This window comes from Paenibacillus sp. GM2FR, assembly GCF_002803325.1.
GTDB classification, from domain to species: Bacteria; Bacillota; Bacilli; order Paenibacillales; family Paenibacillaceae; genus Paenibacillus_AQ; species Paenibacillus_AQ lautus.
In genome coordinates this window covers 359383-381475 of the sequence record NZ_MKZM01000010.1, presented here as the reverse complement: position 1 = coordinate 381475, position 22093 = coordinate 359383, and the positions used below count along the sequence as shown (strand labels likewise).

Annotated in this window: 18 protein-coding genes; 4 read left to right on the top strand and 14 right to left on the bottom strand. The window is 52.1% G+C overall.

All coding sequences use genetic code 11. The features are described 5' to 3' along the window. Positions 1-11: 11 nt before the first annotated feature. The 4 genes from PAEVO_RS26795 to PAEVO_RS26780 all read right to left on the bottom strand — a co-directional run bounded on the left by PAEVO_RS26795 (position 12) and on the right by PAEVO_RS26780 (position 3825). The gene (locus PAEVO_RS26795; protein ID WP_100540545.1) at positions 12-1220 is read right to left on the bottom strand and encodes a hypothetical protein; all 1209 of its coding nucleotides are present in this window, start codon (positions 1218-1220) and stop codon (positions 12-14) included. Beyond that, positions 1217-1684 carry an RNA polymerase sigma factor gene (locus tag PAEVO_RS26790; RefSeq protein ID WP_100540544.1) on the bottom strand — a complete coding sequence of 156 codons (468 nt, stop codon included), beginning with the start codon at positions 1682-1684 and terminating at the stop codon, positions 1217-1219. Before PAEVO_RS26790 ends, PAEVO_RS26795 begins: the two co-directional genes overlap by 4 nt. A gap of 488 nt (positions 1685-2172) precedes the next feature. Beyond that, positions 2173-3168, bottom strand: a complete 996-nt coding sequence (locus PAEVO_RS26785; RefSeq protein ID WP_100540543.1) for an NAD-dependent epimerase/dehydratase family protein — start codon at positions 3166-3168, stop codon at positions 2173-2175. Between the two features lie 138 nt (positions 3169-3306). After that, positions 3307-3825 carry a TetR/AcrR family transcriptional regulator gene (locus PAEVO_RS26780; protein ID WP_100540542.1) on the bottom strand — a complete coding sequence of 173 codons (519 nt, stop codon included), beginning with the start codon at positions 3823-3825 and terminating at the stop codon, positions 3307-3309. 245 nt (positions 3826-4070) lie between these two features. Here PAEVO_RS26780 and PAEVO_RS26775 point away from each other — a divergent pair, with 245 nt between their 5' ends. Next, positions 4071-4541: a DinB family protein gene (locus PAEVO_RS26775; protein ID WP_100540541.1), complete on the top strand. Its 471-nt coding sequence runs from the start codon at positions 4071-4073 to the stop codon at positions 4539-4541. Between the two features lie 122 nt (positions 4542-4663). On the opposite strand, the gene PAEVO_RS26770 is transcribed toward PAEVO_RS26775, so the two are convergent. From PAEVO_RS26770 to PAEVO_RS26740, 7 genes are all read right to left on the bottom strand, one after another. Further along, entirely contained in the window at positions 4664-5395 is a 732-nt protein-coding gene (locus PAEVO_RS26770) for a nucleoside phosphorylase (RefSeq protein WP_100540540.1), read from the bottom strand. 1 nt (position 5396) lies between these two features. Next, the gene (locus tag PAEVO_RS26765) at positions 5397-6071 is read right to left on the bottom strand and encodes a sulfite oxidase-like oxidoreductase (RefSeq protein WP_100540539.1); all 675 of its coding nucleotides are present in this window, start codon (positions 6069-6071) and stop codon (positions 5397-5399) included. A 97-nt stretch (positions 6072-6168) separates the two neighbouring features. Further along, positions 6169-7092 (bottom strand): ABC transporter permease, encoded by a 924-nt coding sequence (locus PAEVO_RS26760; RefSeq protein WP_100540538.1) that lies wholly within the window; start codon positions 7090-7092, stop codon positions 6169-6171. Further along, positions 7076-8143: an ABC transporter permease gene (locus PAEVO_RS26755; protein ID WP_100540537.1), complete on the bottom strand. Its 1068-nt coding sequence runs from the start codon at positions 8141-8143 to the stop codon at positions 7076-7078. The genes PAEVO_RS26760 and PAEVO_RS26755 overlap by 17 nt, the downstream gene beginning before the upstream one ends. Next, positions 8143-9636 carry an ABC transporter ATP-binding protein gene (locus PAEVO_RS26750; protein ID WP_100540536.1) on the bottom strand — a complete coding sequence of 498 codons (1494 nt, stop codon included), beginning with the start codon at positions 9634-9636 and terminating at the stop codon, positions 8143-8145. Before PAEVO_RS26750 ends, PAEVO_RS26755 begins: the two co-directional genes overlap by 1 nt. A 70-nt stretch (positions 9637-9706) precedes the next feature. Then, the gene (locus PAEVO_RS26745; RefSeq protein WP_100540535.1) at positions 9707-10750 is read right to left on the bottom strand and encodes a BMP family lipoprotein; all 1044 of its coding nucleotides are present in this window, start codon (positions 10748-10750) and stop codon (positions 9707-9709) included. 396 nt (positions 10751-11146) lie between these two features. After that, the gene (locus PAEVO_RS26740; RefSeq protein WP_100540534.1) at positions 11147-15010 is read right to left on the bottom strand and encodes an RCC1 domain-containing protein; all 3864 of its coding nucleotides are present in this window, start codon (positions 15008-15010) and stop codon (positions 11147-11149) included. A 189-nt stretch (positions 15011-15199) separates the two neighbouring features. On the opposite strand from PAEVO_RS26740, the gene PAEVO_RS26735 reads away from it, so the two are divergent. Continuing rightward, the gene (locus PAEVO_RS26735) at positions 15200-17821 is read left to right on the top strand and encodes a winged helix-turn-helix domain-containing protein (RefSeq protein ID WP_100540533.1); all 2622 of its coding nucleotides are present in this window, start codon (positions 15200-15202) and stop codon (positions 17819-17821) included. Between the two features lie 156 nt (positions 17822-17977). Here the strand turns inward: PAEVO_RS26735 and PAEVO_RS26730 are convergent, their stop codons facing one another. Both PAEVO_RS26730 and PAEVO_RS34725 read right to left on the bottom strand, forming a co-directional pair. Then, positions 17978-19042 (bottom strand): MATE family efflux transporter, encoded by a 1065-nt coding sequence (locus PAEVO_RS26730; protein WP_279300482.1) that lies wholly within the window; start codon positions 19040-19042, stop codon positions 17978-17980. Then, the gene (locus PAEVO_RS34725; protein WP_279300481.1) at positions 18987-19331 is read right to left on the bottom strand and encodes an MATE family efflux transporter; all 345 of its coding nucleotides are present in this window, start codon (positions 19329-19331) and stop codon (positions 18987-18989) included. The genes PAEVO_RS26730 and PAEVO_RS34725 overlap by 56 nt, the downstream gene beginning before the upstream one ends. A gap of 398 nt (positions 19332-19729) precedes the next feature. On the opposite strand from PAEVO_RS34725, the gene PAEVO_RS26725 reads away from it, so the two are divergent. Beyond that, positions 19730-21004, top strand: coding sequence for a chitinase (locus PAEVO_RS26725; RefSeq protein WP_100540532.1), 1275 nt, complete (start codon positions 19730-19732; stop codon positions 21002-21004). 121 nt (positions 21005-21125) lie between these two features. Here the strand turns inward: PAEVO_RS26725 and PAEVO_RS26720 are convergent, their stop codons facing one another. After that, positions 21126-21491, bottom strand: a complete 366-nt coding sequence (locus PAEVO_RS26720; protein ID WP_100540531.1) for an MmcQ/YjbR family DNA-binding protein — start codon at positions 21489-21491, stop codon at positions 21126-21128. A 146-nt stretch (positions 21492-21637) separates the two neighbouring features. Here PAEVO_RS26720 and PAEVO_RS26715 point away from each other — a divergent pair, with 146 nt between their 5' ends. Further along, positions 21638-22030, top strand: coding sequence for a hypothetical protein (locus PAEVO_RS26715; protein ID WP_100540530.1), 393 nt, complete (start codon positions 21638-21640; stop codon positions 22028-22030). Positions 22031-22093: the final 63 nt, after the last annotated feature.

Here is a 22093-nt window from a genome sequence, read left to right as displayed (position 1 = left end):
CCTCATTTCTTTTATAGCGACAACATTCCGACATTACCAATACCTGCAAGCTCTTCTTCCGTCCCCTTCACTATAATACTTCCATTGTTTGCCCGAAGGTAAGGGTATAAAATGCCTTTAATTCTTTTTTCCCCTACAACAACTTCGCCGAAAAGATCCAGGGAGGACACGGAAGCCTTAATATCTTCCTCAGTCACGTCATCGTCCAAGGTCAACGTCCCGTCAACAATGAAGCTTGCCGGCTGTTCCAAAGCCAGCAGCTGATCCCTCGACCAGGTCTCCTCACCGTTGATGAACACAAACAGCCGCTCATAACTTACGATCTCCGTATTTAGGTTGGGGCAGCGCTCCCAGACCAGATCCTCGATCTCCTCGCTGCAAATGATAAAGGAAGTCGACTGTATCTCCGACACGGCCTGGCTGAAGGCGTCTCGGGTCACGTCCGCCTCGATAATGAGCGGCTTATTTGTGTAGAGCTTATGTCCTTTGAAGCGCCGAACGGTTCTTCCGTTTAGCCTTAACGGTTTGGTTACATATTCGAATTCTGCCGGGATCACCTCGACCAAGCCATTTATCGTTTTCAGTTTATCGTAGAAATAAGGGGATTGATGTTCATGGATAATCACCTTGCCGTTAACTTGGAGGCTGTCAATCCGGGCCGTGAACTGCTCCATATCCAGCTCCTTATCCAGATGAACCATGCCGTTCAAGACCAGGTTCATGGGCTCGTTGCTGGAGGCCAGGTACGCGTTGTTCAACTGTACCTTCCCGGACTCGAACCTGGGTTCGTATTCGTAAGCGTGAATCTCCGCGCTGGCTCCTCCCACTTTGAGGAGGGCTGAGGTAACGGCAGCGGCCAGATGCCGGGGAGCATAGACCTCGCCGTTGACCACCAGATGCAGTGCGCTGTTTTGGAAGACTTCAAGGGATACTTCTTTATCGATAATGACCGTGCCGTTAACGAATACGCGGTCCGGCTGCTCCAAGAGCTGAAAATATTCCTCGCCCAGCCGCAGCGTGCCGCTGTAATAGCGGTGTCCCTCGGGGATTTCAAGCGTCTTGCCGATATTGCCTGCGTTTTTCAACAGCGTGAGGAGGTGTGCCGTCTCTGCCCGGTATATCACAAGGCCCACGTTTCCGATCCGCTCGATGCTTGTTACGGTTTCCTCCGTGGCCTGCGTAAGATCCAACATCCCTACATTCTCAATGATTCTGCTCATTTCATATCTTCCTCCCATAGTTTTCTCAACTTTTTAATGGCGGTTTGCAATTTGTAACGAACCGTGGCTGCCGGCATGCCCAGCTGTTCACCGATTTCCTGGCTGGACATCCCGAGCCAAAAGCGCTTAAACACGATATCGCTCTGCGATTGCGGCAAACGGGCGAGCCATTCTGTCATTTCAATATTGCGGCTTGAAACGGGGAGCTCGGCGACATCCAGATCATCCTCCCACGATACGAGCCGCTTCTCCCGGCGGCTAATATCGATCATGCGATTTTTGACGACTCTGAAGAACCAAGCCTTTTGCTTGTGAAGGGGCAGAGCTGCCAGGTTCGGCTCATTGATGGCCTTCATAAAGGCATCCTGGACCAGATCATCCGCTTCATAAGCATGCTTGGCAATGGATCTGGCATAACGCTGGACATCGTCCTTCAGATTTTCATAGAGATCACATACTTGCATTAGCCAACCTCTCACTTTTCGTTTTGTCTTTTCTGTTAATATAACGTTTGGGCAAATGAAACTGATGGATATTCTCGAAATTTTTTTCGAGCCCATAAAAAAACACGCCAACCGTCTACGCAGTCAGCGTGTTTACCTATAATTAATCCCACATGGAGAACAGTACCAGCAGAGTGGCTGTGATGCCGAGCAAGATCGAGTGCCTGGAAAACCAAACCGAACGTATCTCTTCCTTCATACTTACATCCTCCTTATTGTTTTTATTTAACCTGATGATTCATCTTCCCTGATCTTTCAATCCCACCAGCTAAGCACACATACCAGCATAACCGCTACCAAGAAACCGTCCATAAATTTAAGCTGAAGTTTAGCCATTGGATTCACCTCCTTTAAAGAGTCAATCACTCGACGAGTAAGATATTATTCGTTTATTTACTGATTGATTGATCAATTACTAATTCTCGTAAAAAAACTTCTGCATCGCATCGTTATATCGTGGCTGCACCACGCTCTGCGTCTTCTGCTTCCCGAGCACGTTTGCCCATTAAACTCCTCATCGTTGCCGTAATCGCCTGCTCATGCGGCGTCCATTGAATCGGGCCGATCAAGCGTTCATATTTTTTACCGCTCAGCACCAGCGGCTCCTCGGTCAAATACAGCATCTCAACCACTTCTTTCATCACCGGATTGAATAACCCAATCACGGAGAGCCCGATTCGTCCCAGCGGCATCACGGCCTTGCGTTTTCCGGCAGCCTGCTGCGCAATCCGCACCAGCTCATGGCCTGAAATCACGCCCGGTCCGGGGATATGCCAGTTCTGCCCATAGGACTCCTCTCTTGTTGCAATCTCCACAATCATCCGGGCGGCGTCCGGCAAATAGACGTACTCGCGGGGAACGCTCATATTGCCGATGAAAGCAGTTGGCTTGCCTGCCGCAATGGCTTCCATCGTGACGGATAGATAAGATGCCTGCGCGGAAGGACCGTAATAGTCAGGAAGCCGTACGATAAGAGGCTTCGCCTTATGCCAGCGCGACGAGAATATCAGTTGCTCGTAGGCCAATCTTACTTTGCCCTTACGGGTATGCGGTTTTTTGGGATGATCCTCCGTTGCCTTTTCCATTACGCGTCTGCCATAAGGATAGATTCCATCGACAACGACAACCTTTGCACCCAGCTTCTCTGCTGCTGTCATGACCGATTCCCCCAGCGGCAGCAGCCTGGACTCCATCTCATGATAAGGAATGTTTGCACTGTGAAATATAACGTCAGCTCCTGCCCCGGCTCTTCGGATATCCTCCGGTTTAAAAGCATCCCCTATTTCTAGCGTAAGCAGAGGGGAATGGCCCAGCTGCTCAGCCAGCTCGTTGAGCTTCTGCTTAGAGCGGCCGAAGGCCACTGTTTGGACCCCACGCTTTACCAGCTCCACGGTCAATGGGGCTCCTACGCCACCTGTTGCACCCAACACAATCGCTTTTTTCATCATCAATCTCTCCTTAATTTTATGTTATTTGTTATTATTGATTGATCAATTACAATTACTTTTAAAAAATGCCCTTCTTCCACCGCGCACTACCTTGGCGGTACGCGGTGTGGCACTTCAAAGCGCGCTGGGCATTCTCTATCTGATGGGCATCATATTCGGCATATCCATCGCCATGGCTACATTGCACAGCATGCCCCGGGCCAGAAAATCGGAGGTTTTCTTATCGGCATCCTCAAACCCCGCTCGCACAAAGGCATTCTCCACAAGATTCTTTACCTCATTCATTCCCTGCTGCATCGCTTCGCGAATGGGCGCTTCCTGAATCGTCTGAGCCTGCATCTGGAGCAGGATCTCGCTGCGATGCGATTGCACGATTCCTTCGTATGCCTGAATCAAACCCAGCTCCAGATTCTCTGGAGAAGCGGATTCAATCACCGTTTGAAATGCCTTCACAATGCGCTCCCAGGAAACTGCCAGCGACTCCACGAGCAGCGACTCCTTGGTAAAGAACCGATAAACGTAAGGCTGGGATATCGCTGCCCGTTCGGCTACCTGAGCCGTGGTCGCGCGATAATATCCGATCTCTGCAAACACTTCGATTGCTGCCGCCACGATATCATTCCGCCGATTCGCAGAGGTCGACGCTCTAGCCATTCTACCACCCTCCCTTCACTCATTTCATTTATTTATTGATTGACCAATTACTAATTAAACTCAGTATATACGCTCCGCTTTCTTTTTGCAACTACTTTTTTCCGAATTTATCGAATTCAACATCTGGCTATAAGCTTGCGCATAGGGAAGGAATTCGCTAATTCCTATCGAACTGTTTTATGAACCGCGAATAAGGCGGTTGCATGTTAAAGACTTATTCTGCAATCGATCAAGGAGGATGAATCATGAGTCATGAAGGTCAACAGCAATTCGAACGATGGCATAGACACCGTACGGTCTTGCTTCAACTGCTGCAGGACGTACAGAACGAGCATCTGAATTATAAACCGTGGGATAACGCCTATACCTTAGGCGTATTAGCTGTTCATATTGCGGCGTCCTCGGATATGTTCCTGCGCTCCATTGCAAAAGGCTCATTCTCTCCGCCTTCGATTTCCACCCAGTTCGAAACCATCGATGACATTAGAAATATCGTGCAAGCTTCAACCGAATCGTCTACGGCGGTTTTTGCTGAATTGTCCGACAGCCAGCTCGAGCAGCCGCTGGAATTTAACGGGTTCGTTGTCCCGGGAAAAGTGTGGCTGGGCAACATGGTCGATCACGAAATCCACCATAAAGGGCAATTATTCACTTACGTGCGGGCCGTCGGAATCGAAAAGGTTCCCTTCTTCACGGTCCAGCCGCCAAAGCAATAACGATAGGCACTGCTGGAGTTGCTGCTGCAAGTCTCTAGTACTTCCCCAGATTCATCATACTAAAACAAAAAAGCCGGATTTCCTGCAGCTTGCTCTCAGGAAATCCGGCTTTCTTGCCCTTACTAACCCTGCTTCGCCAGTTTCACCACAGCCTGTAGGGCCGTGTTAATCTCGCGTTCCACCGCGTCGGCGACCACATTCGTGTTCGGGTCGTACTCGGCCGCGAGATCGGCGTCGGCAAAGCCGTCCATCGCCACAATCGCGCCGGCGCGAACGCCGCGGATCGCCGCAACGACGTACAGCGCCGCAATTTCCATCTCGACGCCGAGCGCGCCCGCTGCTTTATATTTCTGGTGCGGCACTTCCTCAACACCGTTAAAGAACACATCCAGGGTTACGGTAATCCCCTTGCGCACCACGCCATCACCGCTCGCGAGGGCGGATTCGTACAGCGCCTCCGCCACCTGGCTGTCCGCAACCGCAGGAAAGCCGTCCGGCACCAGCTGCTTCGTCAGGCCGTCCGTACGGATCGCCGCGGTGCTGACGACAAGGCTCCCCGCAGGGGTGTCCGCACGATAAGACCCGGCCGTCCCGACGCGAATCAATGTCTTAGCGCCCGCGCGGATCAGCTCCTCGAAGCAAACCGCAGCTCCAGGGCATCCAACGCCGTGGCTGGTTACCGCCAGCTCAACGCCTTCATACGTCCCCACGAAGGTGCGGTACTCGCGGCTGAATGCGAGTTCGCGTGCATCTGCGAACTTACGGGAAATCGTCTCCGCGCGTTTCGGATCACCGCAGACGATCACAAATTCAGGTATATCCTCTGAGTTCACTTGCAAAATAGGCATCAACATATTAGTCAAACTCCTTACGTGTCCATTCGTCTTCGGGTATATCCAAGGCTTCGCCGCTAAACCGCTCTTCCTTGAACGGGTCCGCTTCATTGTGGAAGCCGTTGCGTTCCCAGAAGCCCGGGCGGTCTTCCTTCATAAACTCGATGCCGCGCAGCCACTTGGCGCTCTTCCAGAAATAGCGGTGCGGCACAACCGTGCGCAGCGGCCAGCCATGCTTGTCCGTCAGCGGCTCGCCGTTAAAGCGATAGGCCAGCAGCACATCGTCCTTAAGCAGATCCTCGATGGGTACATTCGTGTCATAATCGGGATCGGCATGAAACATGACATACTTGGCATCCGGCTTGATCCCCAGCTCCGCTATGAAATCCCGGAACAGGATTCCCTCCCATACCGTATCGAACTTGGACCAGCGGGTGACGCAGTGAATGTCAGTGTTCACGGTTACCGTTGGCATCGCCATAAGATCTTCATAGGTAAACGTCCGTTCTTCTTCGACTTCGCCGAATACCTTGAGGGTCCATTCCGACATGTCGTAATGAGGAACCTCCCCTTCGTGCAAAATCGGGAATTTCTCGGTCAGCGTCTGCCCCGGCGGCAGCTTGGCACGCTGCTCCTCGGTCAGGTTGCCCACCGCCACCGGCTTCATTTTTTTCAATCGTTCTGCTTTTTTGTGCACCAAGTTCATCTCCTTTACGCTTTGTCGGCTTTCGCATCCGCTTATCGTCTGGATGACTTCAATCACATCACAGGTTGTCGCGGCGCGGCATACGCGCCTATCTGGAGCTTGTGCCCTGCTTCAGCGCGTCCTGCTGGAAGCTTTTATCCTTAAAGAAGAACATCGCCAGAATCGTGACGACATAAGGCAGCATCTGCGTGAAATGCGTAGGCAGCGCCAGCCCCTGGAACCGGATGCTGAGCGCATCCATAAAGCCAAACAGCAGGCTTGCCGCCGTCACCCCTAGCGGACCCGATTGACCCAGCATCGTCGCTACGAGCGCGATAAAGCCGCGTCCAGCCGTCATGCCTTCCGTAAACATCGTCACCTGTCCAAGCGACAGCTGCGCGCCAGCAAGCGCACATAACACGCCGCTCGCCAGCACGGCTCCATACTGGTACCGTCTCACACGGATGCCCACGCTTTTGGCAGCGAGTGGATTCTCGCCGGCAGCCAGGAACCGGAAGCCATTCTTCGTGCGATAGAAATAATACCACATGAGGCCCGCAATCAAAAACGACAGATAGACAAGCGGCGTCAGGCCGGCCAGTATCGGACCGATCACCGGAATATCCTCGATAATCGGAATGTTCCATTTTGGCAGCCCGACCATCGTATTGTCATAAAATGCACCTTTTACATCAAAAATAGCCCGTAAGCTAAACGTGGTCAATCCGGCCGCCAACGCATTCATCGCGATACCGACCACAATGACGTTGGCCTGCAGATTAATGCTGAGATACGCAAAGATAAAAGAGAAAATCGAAACAATTGCAATCGCGAACAAAATCGCATAAAAGACGTTGCCGAAGAAGTGGTTCCCCACCACGGCGGAAAAAGCGCCCAGCAGCATAAAGCCTTCCAAACCGACGTTGAACAATCCGACGCGCGAACACAGGGCACCGCCGAGGGCCGCAAGCAAGATCGGAGTGAGCACGCGGAGGGCCGAGTTGATTAGAGCAAGATCAAACAGCTGTTCCATCGGATTTGTTCCCCTTTCTGCGCTTCAGGAAGCTGTATGTGAATCGGGCGGAAATAAACAGAATCAGCACGGATTGGATGATCGCTCCTACCTCAAGCGGCACTTCCGTATTCCGCTCCACGCCCATACCGCCTGTCTGCAGCGCGGCCAAAAAGATCGATGCAACCAGCGTGCCGATCGGATGCGATCCTGCCAACAATGCAGCCATAATGCCCGTCCAGGCATAGTCGGCCGTAGATAATGCACCATCGATATAACGATACTGGGAGCCCAGAATTTCAACGGCCCCGCCAAGTCCGGCCAAGCCCCCGCTGAAGAACATCGCGCCAAGCATCATCGGACCGCGCTTAACGCCGCCAAACAGGGCAAACAGCGGATTGCCGCCAAGCATCCGTACCTCGTAACCGATCACGGAGCGCTTCAACAGCACGAATATAATCAACGCGGCCAGCACCGCGAGCACAAAGCCTACATGCAGCGGCATGCCGGAGATCAGCTTCGGCAGCCAGACGCTGTTATCCAGCATTTCGGATTGCGCCATCGCAGCGGAGCCCGAGCGGTCCTTCAGTGGATAGGCGACCAGATAGCCCGCAAACAATACGGCCACATAGTTCAGCAGCAGCGTGGAGATCAGCAGGTTCACCCGGAACCGGGCATCAAAATATCCGGCCATCACCGACCATAATCCGCCCGCAATCACACCCGCAAGGATGGCAGCGATGCACACCAGCCAGCCGGGGCCCGGCATATACAATCCGACCAATGCGGCAGCAAGCGCGCCAAACACCATCTGACCTTCGGCGCCAAGGTTAAAGAAACCTGCCCGAAAAGCAAACGCCGCGCCCAGACCGATCAGAATGATCGGGGTCGCCCGGGACAGCGTATTCGTAAAGAAATACATGCCGCCGAAGGCACCCTTCCACATCTCCGCGTAAGTCTGCAGGATATCGCCGCCGGCAATCATGATCGCGATGGCTCCGGCAAGCAGCCCAACAATGATGGCGGCAATCGGCTGGAGCAGCGGAAGCGTAAATTTTGTCCATTTATTCATTACAAGGCTCCTCCCGCCATCAGCAGTCCCAACTTCTCTTCTGTCGCTTCCTTCGCCGACAGCTCGCCCGCGATCCGGCCTTCAAACATAACCAGAACCCGGTCGGACAGCTTCAAAATTTCTGTTAATTCCGACGATACCAGCAGAATTCCCGTCCCCTCTTCACGCCGCTTGAGCAGCTCGCCATGGATCGTCTCCATGGCCCCGATGTCGACGCCCCGCGTCGGTTCGGCAGCGATCAGGAACGGGGTTCCCTGCTCCAGTTCCCGTGCGACGATCAGCTTCTGCAGATTGCCGCCGGATAGATATTGCGTGCTGGTCTCCAGAGATCCGGTCTTGATCGAGAACTTCTGAACCCATCCGGAAACCAGCGAACGAATGTCCTTCAGATTAAGGAAGCCGCCCTTCTGCAAGCGACGGTGGTGCCCCATAAGCCCGGTGTCCATCACGGTTGCCGTTCGATTAGCACCCCATACATAGCGATCCTCCGGAATATGGGCTAATCCGTGCTCCCGTATTTCCCGTGTCGACATGCCGGTTACGTCCTTGCCCGAAACGGCAATCCGGCCGCTGTCCGGCTGAGCCAGACCGGAGATCACCTGCAGCAGTTCGGATTGCCCGTTGCCTGAAATACCGGCAATCCCGACAACCTCGCCTGCCCGCACTTCCAGGTTTACGCCGTCCAGAACCGGCTTTCCTTTCGTTCCGCGGATCGAAACGTCCGATACTTCCAGCACCTTCTCACCCGGCGTGATCGGCTTGCGATCTAGCTCCATGAGCTCACGGCCGACCATGAGACGGGAAAGCTCATGGGCATCGGTGTTTCCCTTCTCGACTACGCCTGTGACGGCGCCGTCACGGAGCACCGTGATGCGATCGGCCACGTCAAGGACCTCGTTCAGCTTATGACTGATCAGGATAAAGCTCTTTCCCTGTTTGGAGAGCTGTTTAATGGCATCCAGAAGCTCCTGAACCTCAAGCGGCGTCAACACGCCCGTCGGCTCATCCAATATAATGATCTCGGCGCCCTGATACAGCACCTTCAGTATTTCAACCCGCTGCTGCACGCCGGGGGCGCTGCTGCTAACGGTGGCGCGCGGGTCCACTTTCATGCCGTATTTTTCGCAGAGTCCTTCCACGATCTTCACGGCTTGCTTGCGGTCAAACCCGGCACCTGATCCCGGCTCATTGCCGATTACGATATTCTCAGCGATCGTAAACGTAGGAAACAGCATGAAGTGCTGATGCACCATACCGATGCCGCCTTGAATCGCGTCAAGCGGGCTTGCAAACGAAACTTCCTTGCCATTCAGCCGAATCGTACCCGAGGTTGGCTGCTCCATCCCGTACAATATCCGCATCAGCGTTGTTTTGCCTGCACCATTCTCCCCGACAATCGCATGAACCTCACCCGCGCGCAGCGAAAAATCAATGCCGCGGTTTGCGCTAAACTCGCCATACTTTTTCGTAATATTGTCCATCTGGAGTAGCATCGAGTCATTGCCTTCCTTTCGCTTCTGAATGAAAGACCGACTGCTCATGTGCAGCCGGTCCAGGTGAGAACTAATTTTGTTCCAATGCGTTCGTTACTTTAATCTTTCCGGCGATAATATCGTCGGAAATCACCTTAAGCTGATCTACGATGTCTTGTCCAATAAATGGGTTAAGCGGTGTTTTGCTCTCATGGGTTACGTAGGTAAGACCCACGCCGCCTTCTTTCAGACCGTAATCACGAATATCGAATGAGTATTTGTCTTCTGCAAAGTCTTTAACCGTTTCGTAGACAACAGCGTCTGTCCCTTTCAATTGTGCAAGCACAACGTGCTCGGGATCCGTGCCCGTGTTATCCGTATCTTGTCCTGAAGCGTAGAAGCCTTTCTCTTTCGCGGCTTCGAATACGCCCAAATCACCAACAGCGGAAAGGCCTGCAACGAAATCGGCACCTTTGGAGTTCTGCAGGAGTGCGAGTTCCTTCGCTTTAGCCGGATCTGTGAAACCGCCGACGTAGTTAACGAAAATTTCAACGTTAGGGTTTACCGATTTTGCACCTTCTGCAAAGCCGGTCATATATTTATGCATAATCGGAATGTCGTCTGCAACCACGTTGCCAACCTTGTTGGTCTTCGTAGCCAATCCAGCTGCTGCACCAAGCAGGTAAGCTGCTTCATGTTCACGGAATACGACGCTGCGGACATTCGGCAAATCCACGACCGTATCGATAATGGCAAAAGGCACGTCCGGATTCTCCGGTGCAACCTTCTTCAATGCATCTTCCATCTGGAAGGTGGATGTGATGATCAAATCATATTTTTCGGCAACCGCCGTACGCAGGTTTTGCTCAATCGAAGCCGGGTCTGTCGATTCAATTGTTTTCACTTCAACATTGAAATCAGCAGCAGCCTTCTGCAATCCTTCGTCCATCAATGCAAAGAAAGGATTCACGCCGATCTTCTCAGGGAGAACAAGTGCAATGCGTTTCTTATCTTGAGATCCATTCGAACCGCCATTAGCTGCACCACTGTCAGTAGACTTATCATCATTGCCGCAACCTGCAAGCAATCCAACGGATAATACGAGTGTTAATAGAATTGACCATGTCTTTTTCATTTCCTGACCTTATCCTCCTAGATGAGCACTTTTTTATACTATTATCCTATGGTATAGACAAGCAGATGTCAAAACAAAAATTTTAGCGTTTTATGTAGTTTAATGTGTTTTTTAGCAAAAATTTGGTGGAAAACTGCAGATATCACAGAACATTACCTTATCCAAATGTCGATAATGTTCGGAATTTGCCAACATTTGAGCAAACGCTTTCGACATGAATCCGAATGAAAACGCATTATTTCAATTTTTTGGAATTCTCCAAACCTATATCCTTTCACTCCTACAAAAAAGGATGCCTAATGGCATCCTTCATGTATCATCTCTTTTTAGATGAAGCAACATATGGAAAGGTTCCTCGAACCTGCATCCATCAACCCAGCCAATCTGTGTTTAGTATCAATCGATCAGCTCTGCGGCCTTCAATAACCGCTGCAGCATGACGGCGGCCTCGCCTCGGGACAGCTTTTGCAGCGGCTTAAGCCCCGCGTCGGTTCCTTGGGCAATTCCTTGTTTCACAAGGACTGCCGCAGCCGGTTTGGCCCAATCGGACAAGTCCTCACGGTCTCGGAAAGAGGAAAGGACGGTTGCTGCTTCCATCTCATTCACGGCACTCGTTATTCCTGCCAGCTTCATCACTCTCGCCATGACCGCCATGGCCTCTTGACGCGTAATGCCTTGATCTGGACGGAAACAGCCGTCCTCATATCCCTGAAGAAACTCATACTGCACGGCTTGTGCAATGACGCCGCTATACCAGTCGCCTGCGCTGACATCCTGAAAAGCAGGGATTTCGCCCTTCGCCTCAGGCAAACCGAGTGCCCTCACGATCATGGCAGCAAACTCCGCACGGTTCACTTGAGCATTCGGCGCGAAATGAAGCGCCGCAGACTGATTCGTACTTGTGCCTGCCGCAGCGTCGACAAGTCCGTTTCCGTTAAGGATCATTCGCGAAGCAAGATCGTTCACGGCATCCTTGGACCAATGAAACGAAACATCGGCAGCGCTCGCTTGATGAGATATGAAAGCAACGGTTCCAGCAGCTAGACGGTGCAGAACGGCCTCGCTGCTTCCATCCTTCTTCATCTCTATTCGCGTCGGTATATGATAGAAAACTCCGTTCTTATCCAACCCAACAGCTGTATTCATTGGGGCAGACAGTCCCTGTGGCCAAGAAATTCGGTGCTCCACATATTGTGGAAACGGATTTAATTGCAGGGATATGTCATGAACCTTAGCTGTAATCTCAAAATCGACTGGCAAACCGACAAGGGTTATGCCCGATTGCAGCGCGGCCTGCTGAGCGGCCCTTACCTTAACTGCATCGCTGGCAGCCATCGTCAGTATCACCGACATTTGATCCGCCGCTATCGGCTGATCCAGACTTCCCGACTTCTGCCAGCGCGATGACGCCATCACGGCAGCAGGAACATGGTAGGTACCGAGAACGGATCGGATTTCAATGGTGCCCTGCTTAGCGTCAAGAAGGTCAATTGCAGCACCGTTTATTTCCAGGGAGACATGATCTGCAGGCTGTGCAAGCGCAATAACGATGACCGGATTGTAGTCCACGGTCTTTAAACGGGCTTCCAGTTTTGCCGTATCCAGCTTCATCGAAACGACGGTATGTCCATCGGTCTCATGGAACAAGCCTGTAACCATCCCTTCCTGAGATTCATCGTTTAGCGTAACTCTGACATTCACCCTATTCTCTGATGGCGTCGCACTGCCTGATGAACCTGAATTAGCGTATCCCGAGCCGGATCCAGTACCTCCAGGAGACGAACCTCCCCCTGGTTCTTCAGGCGTTCCACCTCCGGTTGATGACGCTCTTGTCACCATCAATCTGTATTTCAGGTGCTGGCCATCCGGGGCTGTCACAACGATCTCGATGACATGGTTGCCGACGGAAACCGGCAATTCCGGGCTCTCCTGGCCGGAGAGGATATCGATCGGCCCCACTTCCAAATCCCCGGCTTCCCCGTACACGCTGACCGTTACCTGCACACGGGCGTCATACACCTGGGCAGTCACCGTGAGGCGATCATTTTCGTTGGCTACCTGTGCCTTGTAATCGTAGTGATATCTATTGAATTCAGGGCTCAGACCGACTTCCCCTCCAGGTGAATTCAGCCCCAATGCTTGCAAGGTGGCGTCATACGCCGGGGCAGCAGGTTCCCTGACCGTAAAGCTCCAGGTATCAGCTCCTTGAATTCCGGTGAAATAGGTGCCCGAATGGTTACCGGTAAAAGCCCCGGACTCGATCTCGACATAATAGGTCGTTCCATAGTCGAAGGCAGTCGACGGGTCTAGGGTCACCGTATTCCCGAGTACCGCTACTTTACCTGCATCGGCTGCATCGATGCTCTCCACAACGCGCTGATCCGAAGCTTGCCTAATCGTAATCGATTTACCGGACACAACCGTCACGTCTTCATTAAAGACAACCTGCAAGGTCGCATCTCTTTCCACGCCGACAGATTGATGAGCCGGCATATACGATACCGCCGTAAGTTCGATCGGAGCCGGGTTCTTGTTCCATTTGGCATACAGCGTGACATCCTGCGTACCGAAGGTAAGCTTGCCGCCGGCCGGATAATCGATCCCGCTTCCGTCGGCCTCCGTATTCCAGCCGACGAAGGTAGATCCATCCTTGCCCAGTTGGCCTGTATTGCCCGCCACAACCGTTTCGTCGCCTCTGGCAAACAAACCGCTGCTTACCGGAACATTCCCTGCGGTATGTCCATTGCCGTCATAGGTTAACGAGTAGATTTGCGGCCATTTGGTTGTCACCTTCAGCATGCGGTATGCGCTTTTCCTGCCCACGACATCTTTGGCAATGACGTTAAAATAATAATCCGTGCCTTCCGTAAGTCCGTTGACCACAAGTCCGGTTTGATCCGCCGCGTAGCTTCCGACCGGCATTCCGTTCCTCTCCATTTGACTGACATCCCCGACGTTCGGGCTGCCGGATAGATATAACAGATATTGCAACTCGTGCTGCTCCGTCATATTGTCCGAGGCTCTGGGCCATTCCAATCCAACCGAGTCGGCCGTGATGCTGTACGGATTCAGCATCCCGCTGCCGATATCCGGCGCCGTGGTATCCAGCACGGCCTTCGTCAGGGTAGGAATATCCCTGGTATTGTTGTATGTGCCGTCTCCGATCTGGCCTCCGGAATTCAAGCCCCATCCCCAGACGGTTCCATCCTTCTTCATGGCCACACTATGAAAGCCGCCGGCGGAAATCTCGCGTACATGCTCGATCCCTGGTATAGGGACCGGAATGAGGCTGGAGACATTCGAACTCAGGCCAAGCTGCTTTCGACTGTTATCCCCCCAGCTCCATACATTTCCTGCCCGGTCCACTGCAAGGCTGTGATAACCTCCTCCCGCAACGGCTACGATATGCTGCAGGTTTCGAACCTGCACCGGTCTCGTCCGGTGCGTTCTCGTACCGTCCCCAAGCGTGCCGTACGTGTTGCTTCCCCAGGCCCATACGGTACCGTCTTGTTTAACGGCCAAACTGTGGGAACCCCCGGCAGCGATCGCAATGACGTCCGTCAGCCCGTCAACCTGCACCGGAACGTATCGGTCCGTCGTCGTCCCGTCGCCAAGCTCCCCGCTTCCGTTCACGCCCCAGGCCCATACGGTACCGTCCGATTTCAGCGCAAGACTGTAGTATCCCCCAGCCGCAATCGCCTTCACATCGCTTAGACCGGTCACCGTAACCGGAGCGTTTTGTTGTGTCGTCGTTCCATTGCCCAGCTCGCCGTTGTCATTTTTCCCCCAAGTCCATACGGTGCCGTTCTCGGAAAGCGCCATGCCGTGATAGCCCAGTCCGCCCGAGATGGCCTTGATCCCGCTTAAACCCGAAACTTGCACGGGAGCGTTCACATTCGTTATCGTTCCAATTCCTAACTGTCCGTTCTCGTTTGCCCCCCAAGTCCATACCGTTCCGTCCTGCCTTAGCGCCATGGAGCTGCGGACGCCGGAGTGAATGTCAATGACATGGTTCAAATTCTTCGCCATGACCGGAGTCGTCCGGGTATTCCAGGTGCCATCACCCAGCTGCCCCCTGTCCCCGTACCCCCATGAGTAAACTTCACCGCTGCTTACGAGCGAAACGGTGTGATAGTAACCGGCAACAAGCTTCGGCGCAACCGCGTTGGCCGCGAAGGCTTGCCGGTATCCGAATACCCCATCCATCTGCATCAACAGCAAAGCTATACATAGCAGGATTTTCCCTGAACGCTTGATCATAATCTCCTCCCTATTCTTCAGCGCCTGATCAACCACATTCCCGGTCGGGACCGCGGTACCAAAGATGCTATCAAATTAATAGAAGGGAAACGATTGACAAACGTTAACTTTTCATCATTTTTTTCATATAATCTAGTTATCTTGACTCAAATTTCGTAAAAATAACGTTCGTATATTGCGAGGGTACCTATGAAATTACTGACCAATTCACCTATTCTGAAAATGAAAATAAGCCTTCCCGGGTTAAAAAAGCATCTCATTCACCGGGATCGACTTATTCAAGCGATGACAGCAGGCCACAATGGACAATTGACTGCCATTATTGCCCCTGCCGGATACGGCAAATCGACGCTGCTCGCCCAATGGGCTCATGAAAGCAACGAACGATGCGCTTGGGTGTCACTGGATGAACGGGATAACGATCCCGTCCGCTTTTGGCGATACGTTGCGGCCTCACTGGCCTCGGTTCTTCCCAGGCAGCAAGGAGAGCGGCTTATGAACCATATGCATCTGCTGCCAAGCGCCTCGATTGAAACCTTTTTGGACACGCTGATCAGTGAATTATACGAGGAGCGAGAAGCCCTCAATCTCATTCTCGAGGACCTGCACAGCATTCACTATAAGGCAATCCATGAGGGAATATCCTACTTGATTGATTACCTCCCTGAGCATATTCATCTATTCATCTCATCCCGAACCGAGCTTCCATTCCCCACGATGAAAGGGATGGTTAACCATGAGGTCAACCATATCGGCATGAAGCAGCTGGAATTCACCTCCGATGAAACCGAGCGCTTTTTCCGGCATGAATCAGACAGCAGCCAGCCCCGTCTATCTCCGATGCAACTGGATACATTGCTTAATCAAACGGAAGGCTGGATAACCGGGCTCCAGCTTGCCTCGCTTTCCCTTCGAGCCGGCAACGATCTGGAGCCATTCGTCGAAGATATGAAGGGAAATCAACTTTTGATCTCAAAATATCTGTTTCAGGAGGTGATCGGCAGGTTACCTTCCGAGGTGCTCACTTTTCTCCTGCAGACCGCAGTCCTATCCGAGCTTCATCCTCAGGTGTGCGATGCTGTAACCGATCTCAGCGAGAGCCGCCCGATGCTGGAGGAGCTGCTGAAGCTGAATCTGTTTCTGGTTCCACTGGATGATCATCACACCTGCTTTCGCTATCATCATCTGTTCTCGCAGTTTCTGCTGGACCTCCTGCTGCGTGAATATAACGGGGAATATATAAAGCGTCATCGGCTTGCCGGGCAATATTACATTTCCATCGGTTCAATGGATGAGGCCATTAACCATATGTTTGCAGCACAGGATATGGAGAGTGCCGTGAACTTGCTGGAGCAGCATATGCAAACCGTGCTGGAACGGGGGGAAATGGCTACCTTGCTTGAATGGTTTGACCGCATTCCATCCCCATTTTCGATTACACTTGAAATGTCATTAGCACATGCCTTTATTGTGGTTCTGGCAGGGGATCTGGAGCGGTCTGAGGTCATGCTGTCCCGGATTGAAGAAACGTGCGCCGCACTCGCGGCATCGGATCGACGGGAGCAGCTCCGAAGCAGCATCCTGTTCGTGCGTTCCAATCTTGTTTTTCTAAACGGGGACTTCGGTAAATGGTTCGCTTTCAGCGAAGGCATCCTCGACAACCTGTTGCCCGACAATCCGATATACTACCAGTTTGATTACAACCGACGGGAGCCTTACGTAAGACGTACACCGCTTGGCATGAAAGGAGCTCTTTCCGCCGATACGGAGAGGATCGCACATCTGTTTACCGGTGTGCTGGAATCCCATGGATGGGAGCATTCGCTCATGAATTTATATGTCAAGCAGTCCTTGTGCGAGGGGTATTATGAATGGAACCGGCTTACCGAATGCCGTCAGCTGCTGGCGCAGATTCGAAACGCGCCCCCCGCCAAAGAAACGATGGGTTTGTTCGTGCCGCTTCATATAACCGATGCCAAGCTGTACGCTGCGGAGGGCAAGTTTCATCTGGCCCATTATGCTCTGGATGAAGCGTGGACCGCTGTCCTTGCCAGGAAAGCAATCTCATGGCTTGCTCCATTAAAGGCTATACGGTGCATGCTCTATATCCGGGAAGGGCGTATATCCGAAGCCCGGAAGGAAGCTGCAGGCCTCCCCATTTCCGTCAAGGACAGACCAACCTATAGCCGGGAAACCGAATATTTGGTTCTCGTTCGCCTATTAGGCAAACAGCGCAGAGAAGCCGAGGCGCTTCACCTCCTGGAGCTGTTAAAACCCCAGGCTGAGCGCGAACAGCAGCGATCCAGCATCATAGAGATCACAGGCCTGCAAGCGCTGATGGAATATCAGCGTGGTCAGCGAAAGCAGTCCCTTCATCTCCTTGGCGACGCATTGCGTATAGGAGCACAGAACGGTTATGTCCGTTCCTTCCTCGACGAAGGAGAGGATATGTACCAACTGCTGAGGCTGTACGCAAACCACCAAGGACAAGCAATCGACTTAAAGCCGGAGCAGCATCAACTGCTTGAATATGTACGCATACTGTTGGAGTATTTCCCTGATTATTCTCAAGCGGATCCTTCATCCGATAAGGTATCCACGCCTGTTCTCCCGGAACAACTGAATCGGAACGAAATGAATCTTCTGCGTCTGATCCGGCAAGGTGCCGCCAATAAACAGATGGCCGCTGCACTTGGCCTGTCCGAAGGAACGATCCGGGTATATTTATCCAGACTGTATGGCAAGCTCGGCGTGACTACCCGCACGCAGGCTCTGGTTAAAGCCCAGTCATTAAACCTGCTGGAGGATTGATGCGGGGGCCCCAATACCATACCCCAATACAAGAATTGCTTACGCGTCGCTGAAAACTTATACATTCTGTAATCTCTAAAAAAGGAACTCCGGTCGGTCCGTGGACCCGGGGTTCCTTTTACTTTATCGATTTTCCTTAAGACAACCGTCTATCCATCATGAGCTGAAGGATCGTATCCATTTGAATCGGTTGACCTTTACGATCGCCACAAAACACTTCAGAATCTGATCGGACTTCAAGCAAATGAATATGGCGAGCGGTGATAAATGGAACACGAACGCGCATAATGCCGATGAGGGCAGCACGATCAGCCACATAAAAATCAAATCGTTGTAGAGCACAAAACGGGTGTCTCCCCCGCTTCGCACAATGCCCGTCAAGGCCGGCATCTGATAAGCGGTTCCGACTACGGTGATCGACAACACCGTCATGAAATGCAGCGCGAGGGTTTTCGCCTCATCGGATATGGAGTAGAAGCCCAGCACAAAATCCTTAATCACAAACAGCACAGCGCCCGTCAGCAAGCCGAGAAGGATATACAGAATCTGCAGCGTTTTGGCATAGGATATGATTTTGTCCATCAAACCTTCTCCGATGGTCTTCCCAATCAGCACAGCCGTTGCGCTGGCCGAAGCGTATACGATGACCGTCACCATCTGGAAAATCGTTGTGGCAATGCTGTTGGCGGCAATCGCCGATTCTCCCATATGCCCCAGGATGGCGGTTTGTGCCGCCATGGCAAGCCCCCATATCGTGTTGGACAGCAGGATCGGGGAGCCTACACGAATGTATTGTTTGAAGAGCTCCATATCGAACTGCAGGAAATCCTGCATCTTCAGCAAGATTTTACGATCAAACCGCTTAATATAAACGATGACGATCACGCATTCAATGATCCTGGCCGTCAGGGTAGCGATAGCCGATCCGGCCACGCCAAGTTCAGGAAAACCCAAATACCCGTAGATGAGGATATAGTTCAGGCAGATGTTGATAATCAGGGTCGATAACGATACCACAAAGCCGATTTTTACCGTTTCCACGCTTCGCAGTGAAGCCAGCAAGGAATTGGTGACGGCAAAAAAGATATAAGAGAAACAGATGATTCGTAAATAGTCCACGCCGGCGGCTATGACATTCTCTTCCTTCGTAAACAAGGACAATACCTCATGCGGGAAAAAGAACACGATTGCCCATAACACAATACTGAGAAAAATGGCCATGCGCATGCCGATGCTTGCCGCTTTTTTTGATGGAGCCTAGATCCTTCGCTCCCCAAAATCTGGACGACATGATGACCAATCCTTCGCATACGCCCAAAACCAGCATGTGCAGCAGGAATTGGATCTGGTTCGCGAGGGCAACGCCTGATAGCGCCGATTCACTGTATCCTCCCAGCATGACGTTGTCCGACAAGTTCACGCCGACCGATATCAGGTTCTGCATCCCGATCACAAGCGTCAGCCAGAAAAAACTTTTGTAGAACCCTTTTTCGCGAACAAATAAACTCATGTCAGTTAACCCTTCTTCGTCTATAAGATGATGAATCTCTAATATATATGAAATTACGCAAATGAACAGAACAAAATGGAGTGAGGCATCCTTTCCATAGATTAGTAGATTGATAGAATTAAAAACATAATAACATTATAATGTTTTTGCGTTAAAAAACTAGTCATCAAGTTGGAGGATGCTGCGAATGCCGGTATTCGAACTTCGACGGTATCCTTGGTGATTCCACAGCAAATCCCCTGCCTATCGTCACATCTCAACCCGCTTGGTCGCGCTGGAGGTTCCCTTCAGTGTCAACCGCGCGTAACATCGTGGGATTTCCTGACTATGTACAAAACAACATACCGTATATATGATGGCAGTGTAATCCAATCCCAATGATATAGAGGAGAATGTGTATGACCGTATGGAAATATCCGTTATCTCGCAGCATGATCCAGCGAAGTATGATTGCAGCCCTCGGCGCTGCGCTCCTCATGACCCCGCTTCATGCCTTTGCAGCAGATGAAGCGCCCCAAGCCGAGGCATCACCAACGAAAACGCCATCCAGCACCCAATCCAGCCCCTCGGGTCCAGCACAAATCACGGAGAATCCCATCCGTTCCCTGGCGATCGGGGAGCACCGGCTAATCAGCCGCAAGGAGATCGACCAGAACTGGGACGGGCTCGATCCGGATTACACACCGGAGAAGGCGATCGCAGCCGTTAAAGCGCTGCTCTCGGAGGAAGATTTCGAGGCGTTGTTCCCTTACCGGCTAGGTTCGGCGGAATGGTATAAAGTCGCCAAGGGCAAAGAATACTACAAAGCCGATCAGACGGACTATTTCTCATACGATAATCTCATCCACGCGGTCGCGGAGGTCTCCAATCTGAAGATCAAGATCAACACGCGGCAAGGAACCCCTTCCGCGCAGGAGATTTACCGATTAGACAAGGACGCCCGCGTTGAAACACTCGTTGTGCGTTCAGCTGACTTCCATGCGGCTGAGAACCTTAACCAAGCGATTGAAACCGTTATCATTGACGGTGGCACTTTCCTGAAGGAAGGCTTCAAGAAGGACCGCAAGCGCGAGCTGGCAGCCTTCCTCGCCAATCTGTCCCACGAGACGGGCGGAGGCTGGGCGACCGCTCCGGGAGGACCGCTCCGTTGGGGGTTGTTCTGGAACGAGAACATCGCCGGCCGGACCGGCGTCAACAAGGATGCCTTCGTCGATCCTGACAGCGCTGAGCTGTATCCCGGAACACCAGGCAAACGCTATTATGGACGGGGACCGATCATGCTCAGCTGGAACTTCAACTACGGCCTGTTCAGTTCCATCATTTATGGAGACAAAAGCGTGCTGCTGGACCATCCGGAGATCGTTGCCGCTGACGGCAAGATCGGCTACATGACCGCCATCCTGTTCTGGATGACGCCGCAGGACCCGAAGCCTTCCGCCCATGACGTGATGGTTGGCAGATGGAAGCCTTCCCCGCTCGAGAAGTTCAGAGGGCTGGGCGATCCCGGCTTCGGCACGACCGTGATGGTCTTGAACGGCTTGGAAGCCAACCTCGGTGAAACCGAGGGCAGCCCGGTACAGCGGCGCGCCGGCCATTACCGAGATATTACAAGCCGTATGGGCGTTGATATTACCGGTGAGAAAGTAGATACTTTGGGAATGAGACCCTTCTGATACGAAACCGGTCTCACGGATAGGCTGGAACATATTTGATGGTATCATCTAATAGTCGCCCTCTGGCAAATGGATGTTTCTGCCTCCACTGCCACAGGGCGATGCTTCGTTTCAGCAGGCCTCATACCAGCCGCTGAGAGATCGCAACGCGCTGAGCTTTCGGTAAACTTTTCAGCACCAAATCATAGGAATGATCAATCATATCGTGGAGGTCCGCCTCCGTTAAGGAACCATCCACGGCAACCGTATTCCAATGTTTCTTGTTGAGATGATACCCGGGCTGCACGGCTTCATGCTGCTGGCGTAAATTCTCCGCGATCACCGGATCGCATTTCAGGGAAATATGGCTGACCTTCTCTCCTGCCGTTGTGGTAATCAGGGCAAACATTTTGCCGCCAACCTTCATGACGATCGGAAGCGGTCCGAACGGATAGTCCTCGACCGCAGCTTTCTTCGAAAGACAGTAAGCAATGAGTGGGCTTCGCACCTGGAAATTCTCTCCTTCTAGATCAGATCTATTTGATTATAGTAGATGACGTTCCCCTGTTCAATTCCGTTCCTGTTTTGTTCATGCTCCGTTCATATAACTCTTGTATATTGGGACTGATTCAGATCCAAGGGGGCGATTTATCCATGTTGAAATACAGCAAGTGGCTGATGCGGATTGCCGCAATCTATATGCTCATCGGCGCTTTGATCGGAGCGGACATGGCAGGAAAAAGCAACTACAGCATGGTTGCAGGCCACGCCCATATTCTGGTGGTAGGCTGGCTGACCTTATTTGCCTATGGCATGTTCTACTACGTGTTTCGAGAAAAACTCAGTATGAGAAAGACGGCCGCGCTGCACTTCTGGACGAGTATTCTCGGGGGCGGGATCATGCCTCTCGGCATGCTGATGTATTATCAGACGCAGAATACGGCAACCCTGCTGGCCTTTATCATTCCGGCGTCGATTCTGCTTGTCGCAGCAGTTTTATTTATCACCTTATTGTTTTTCGATAAAAAATTGTTTTCGAGCACATAGCTTGGCTCAAGGCCATCGTGGAGGCTTGCTCTACTTTTTCCGCATATGCTGAACAAAAAAAGA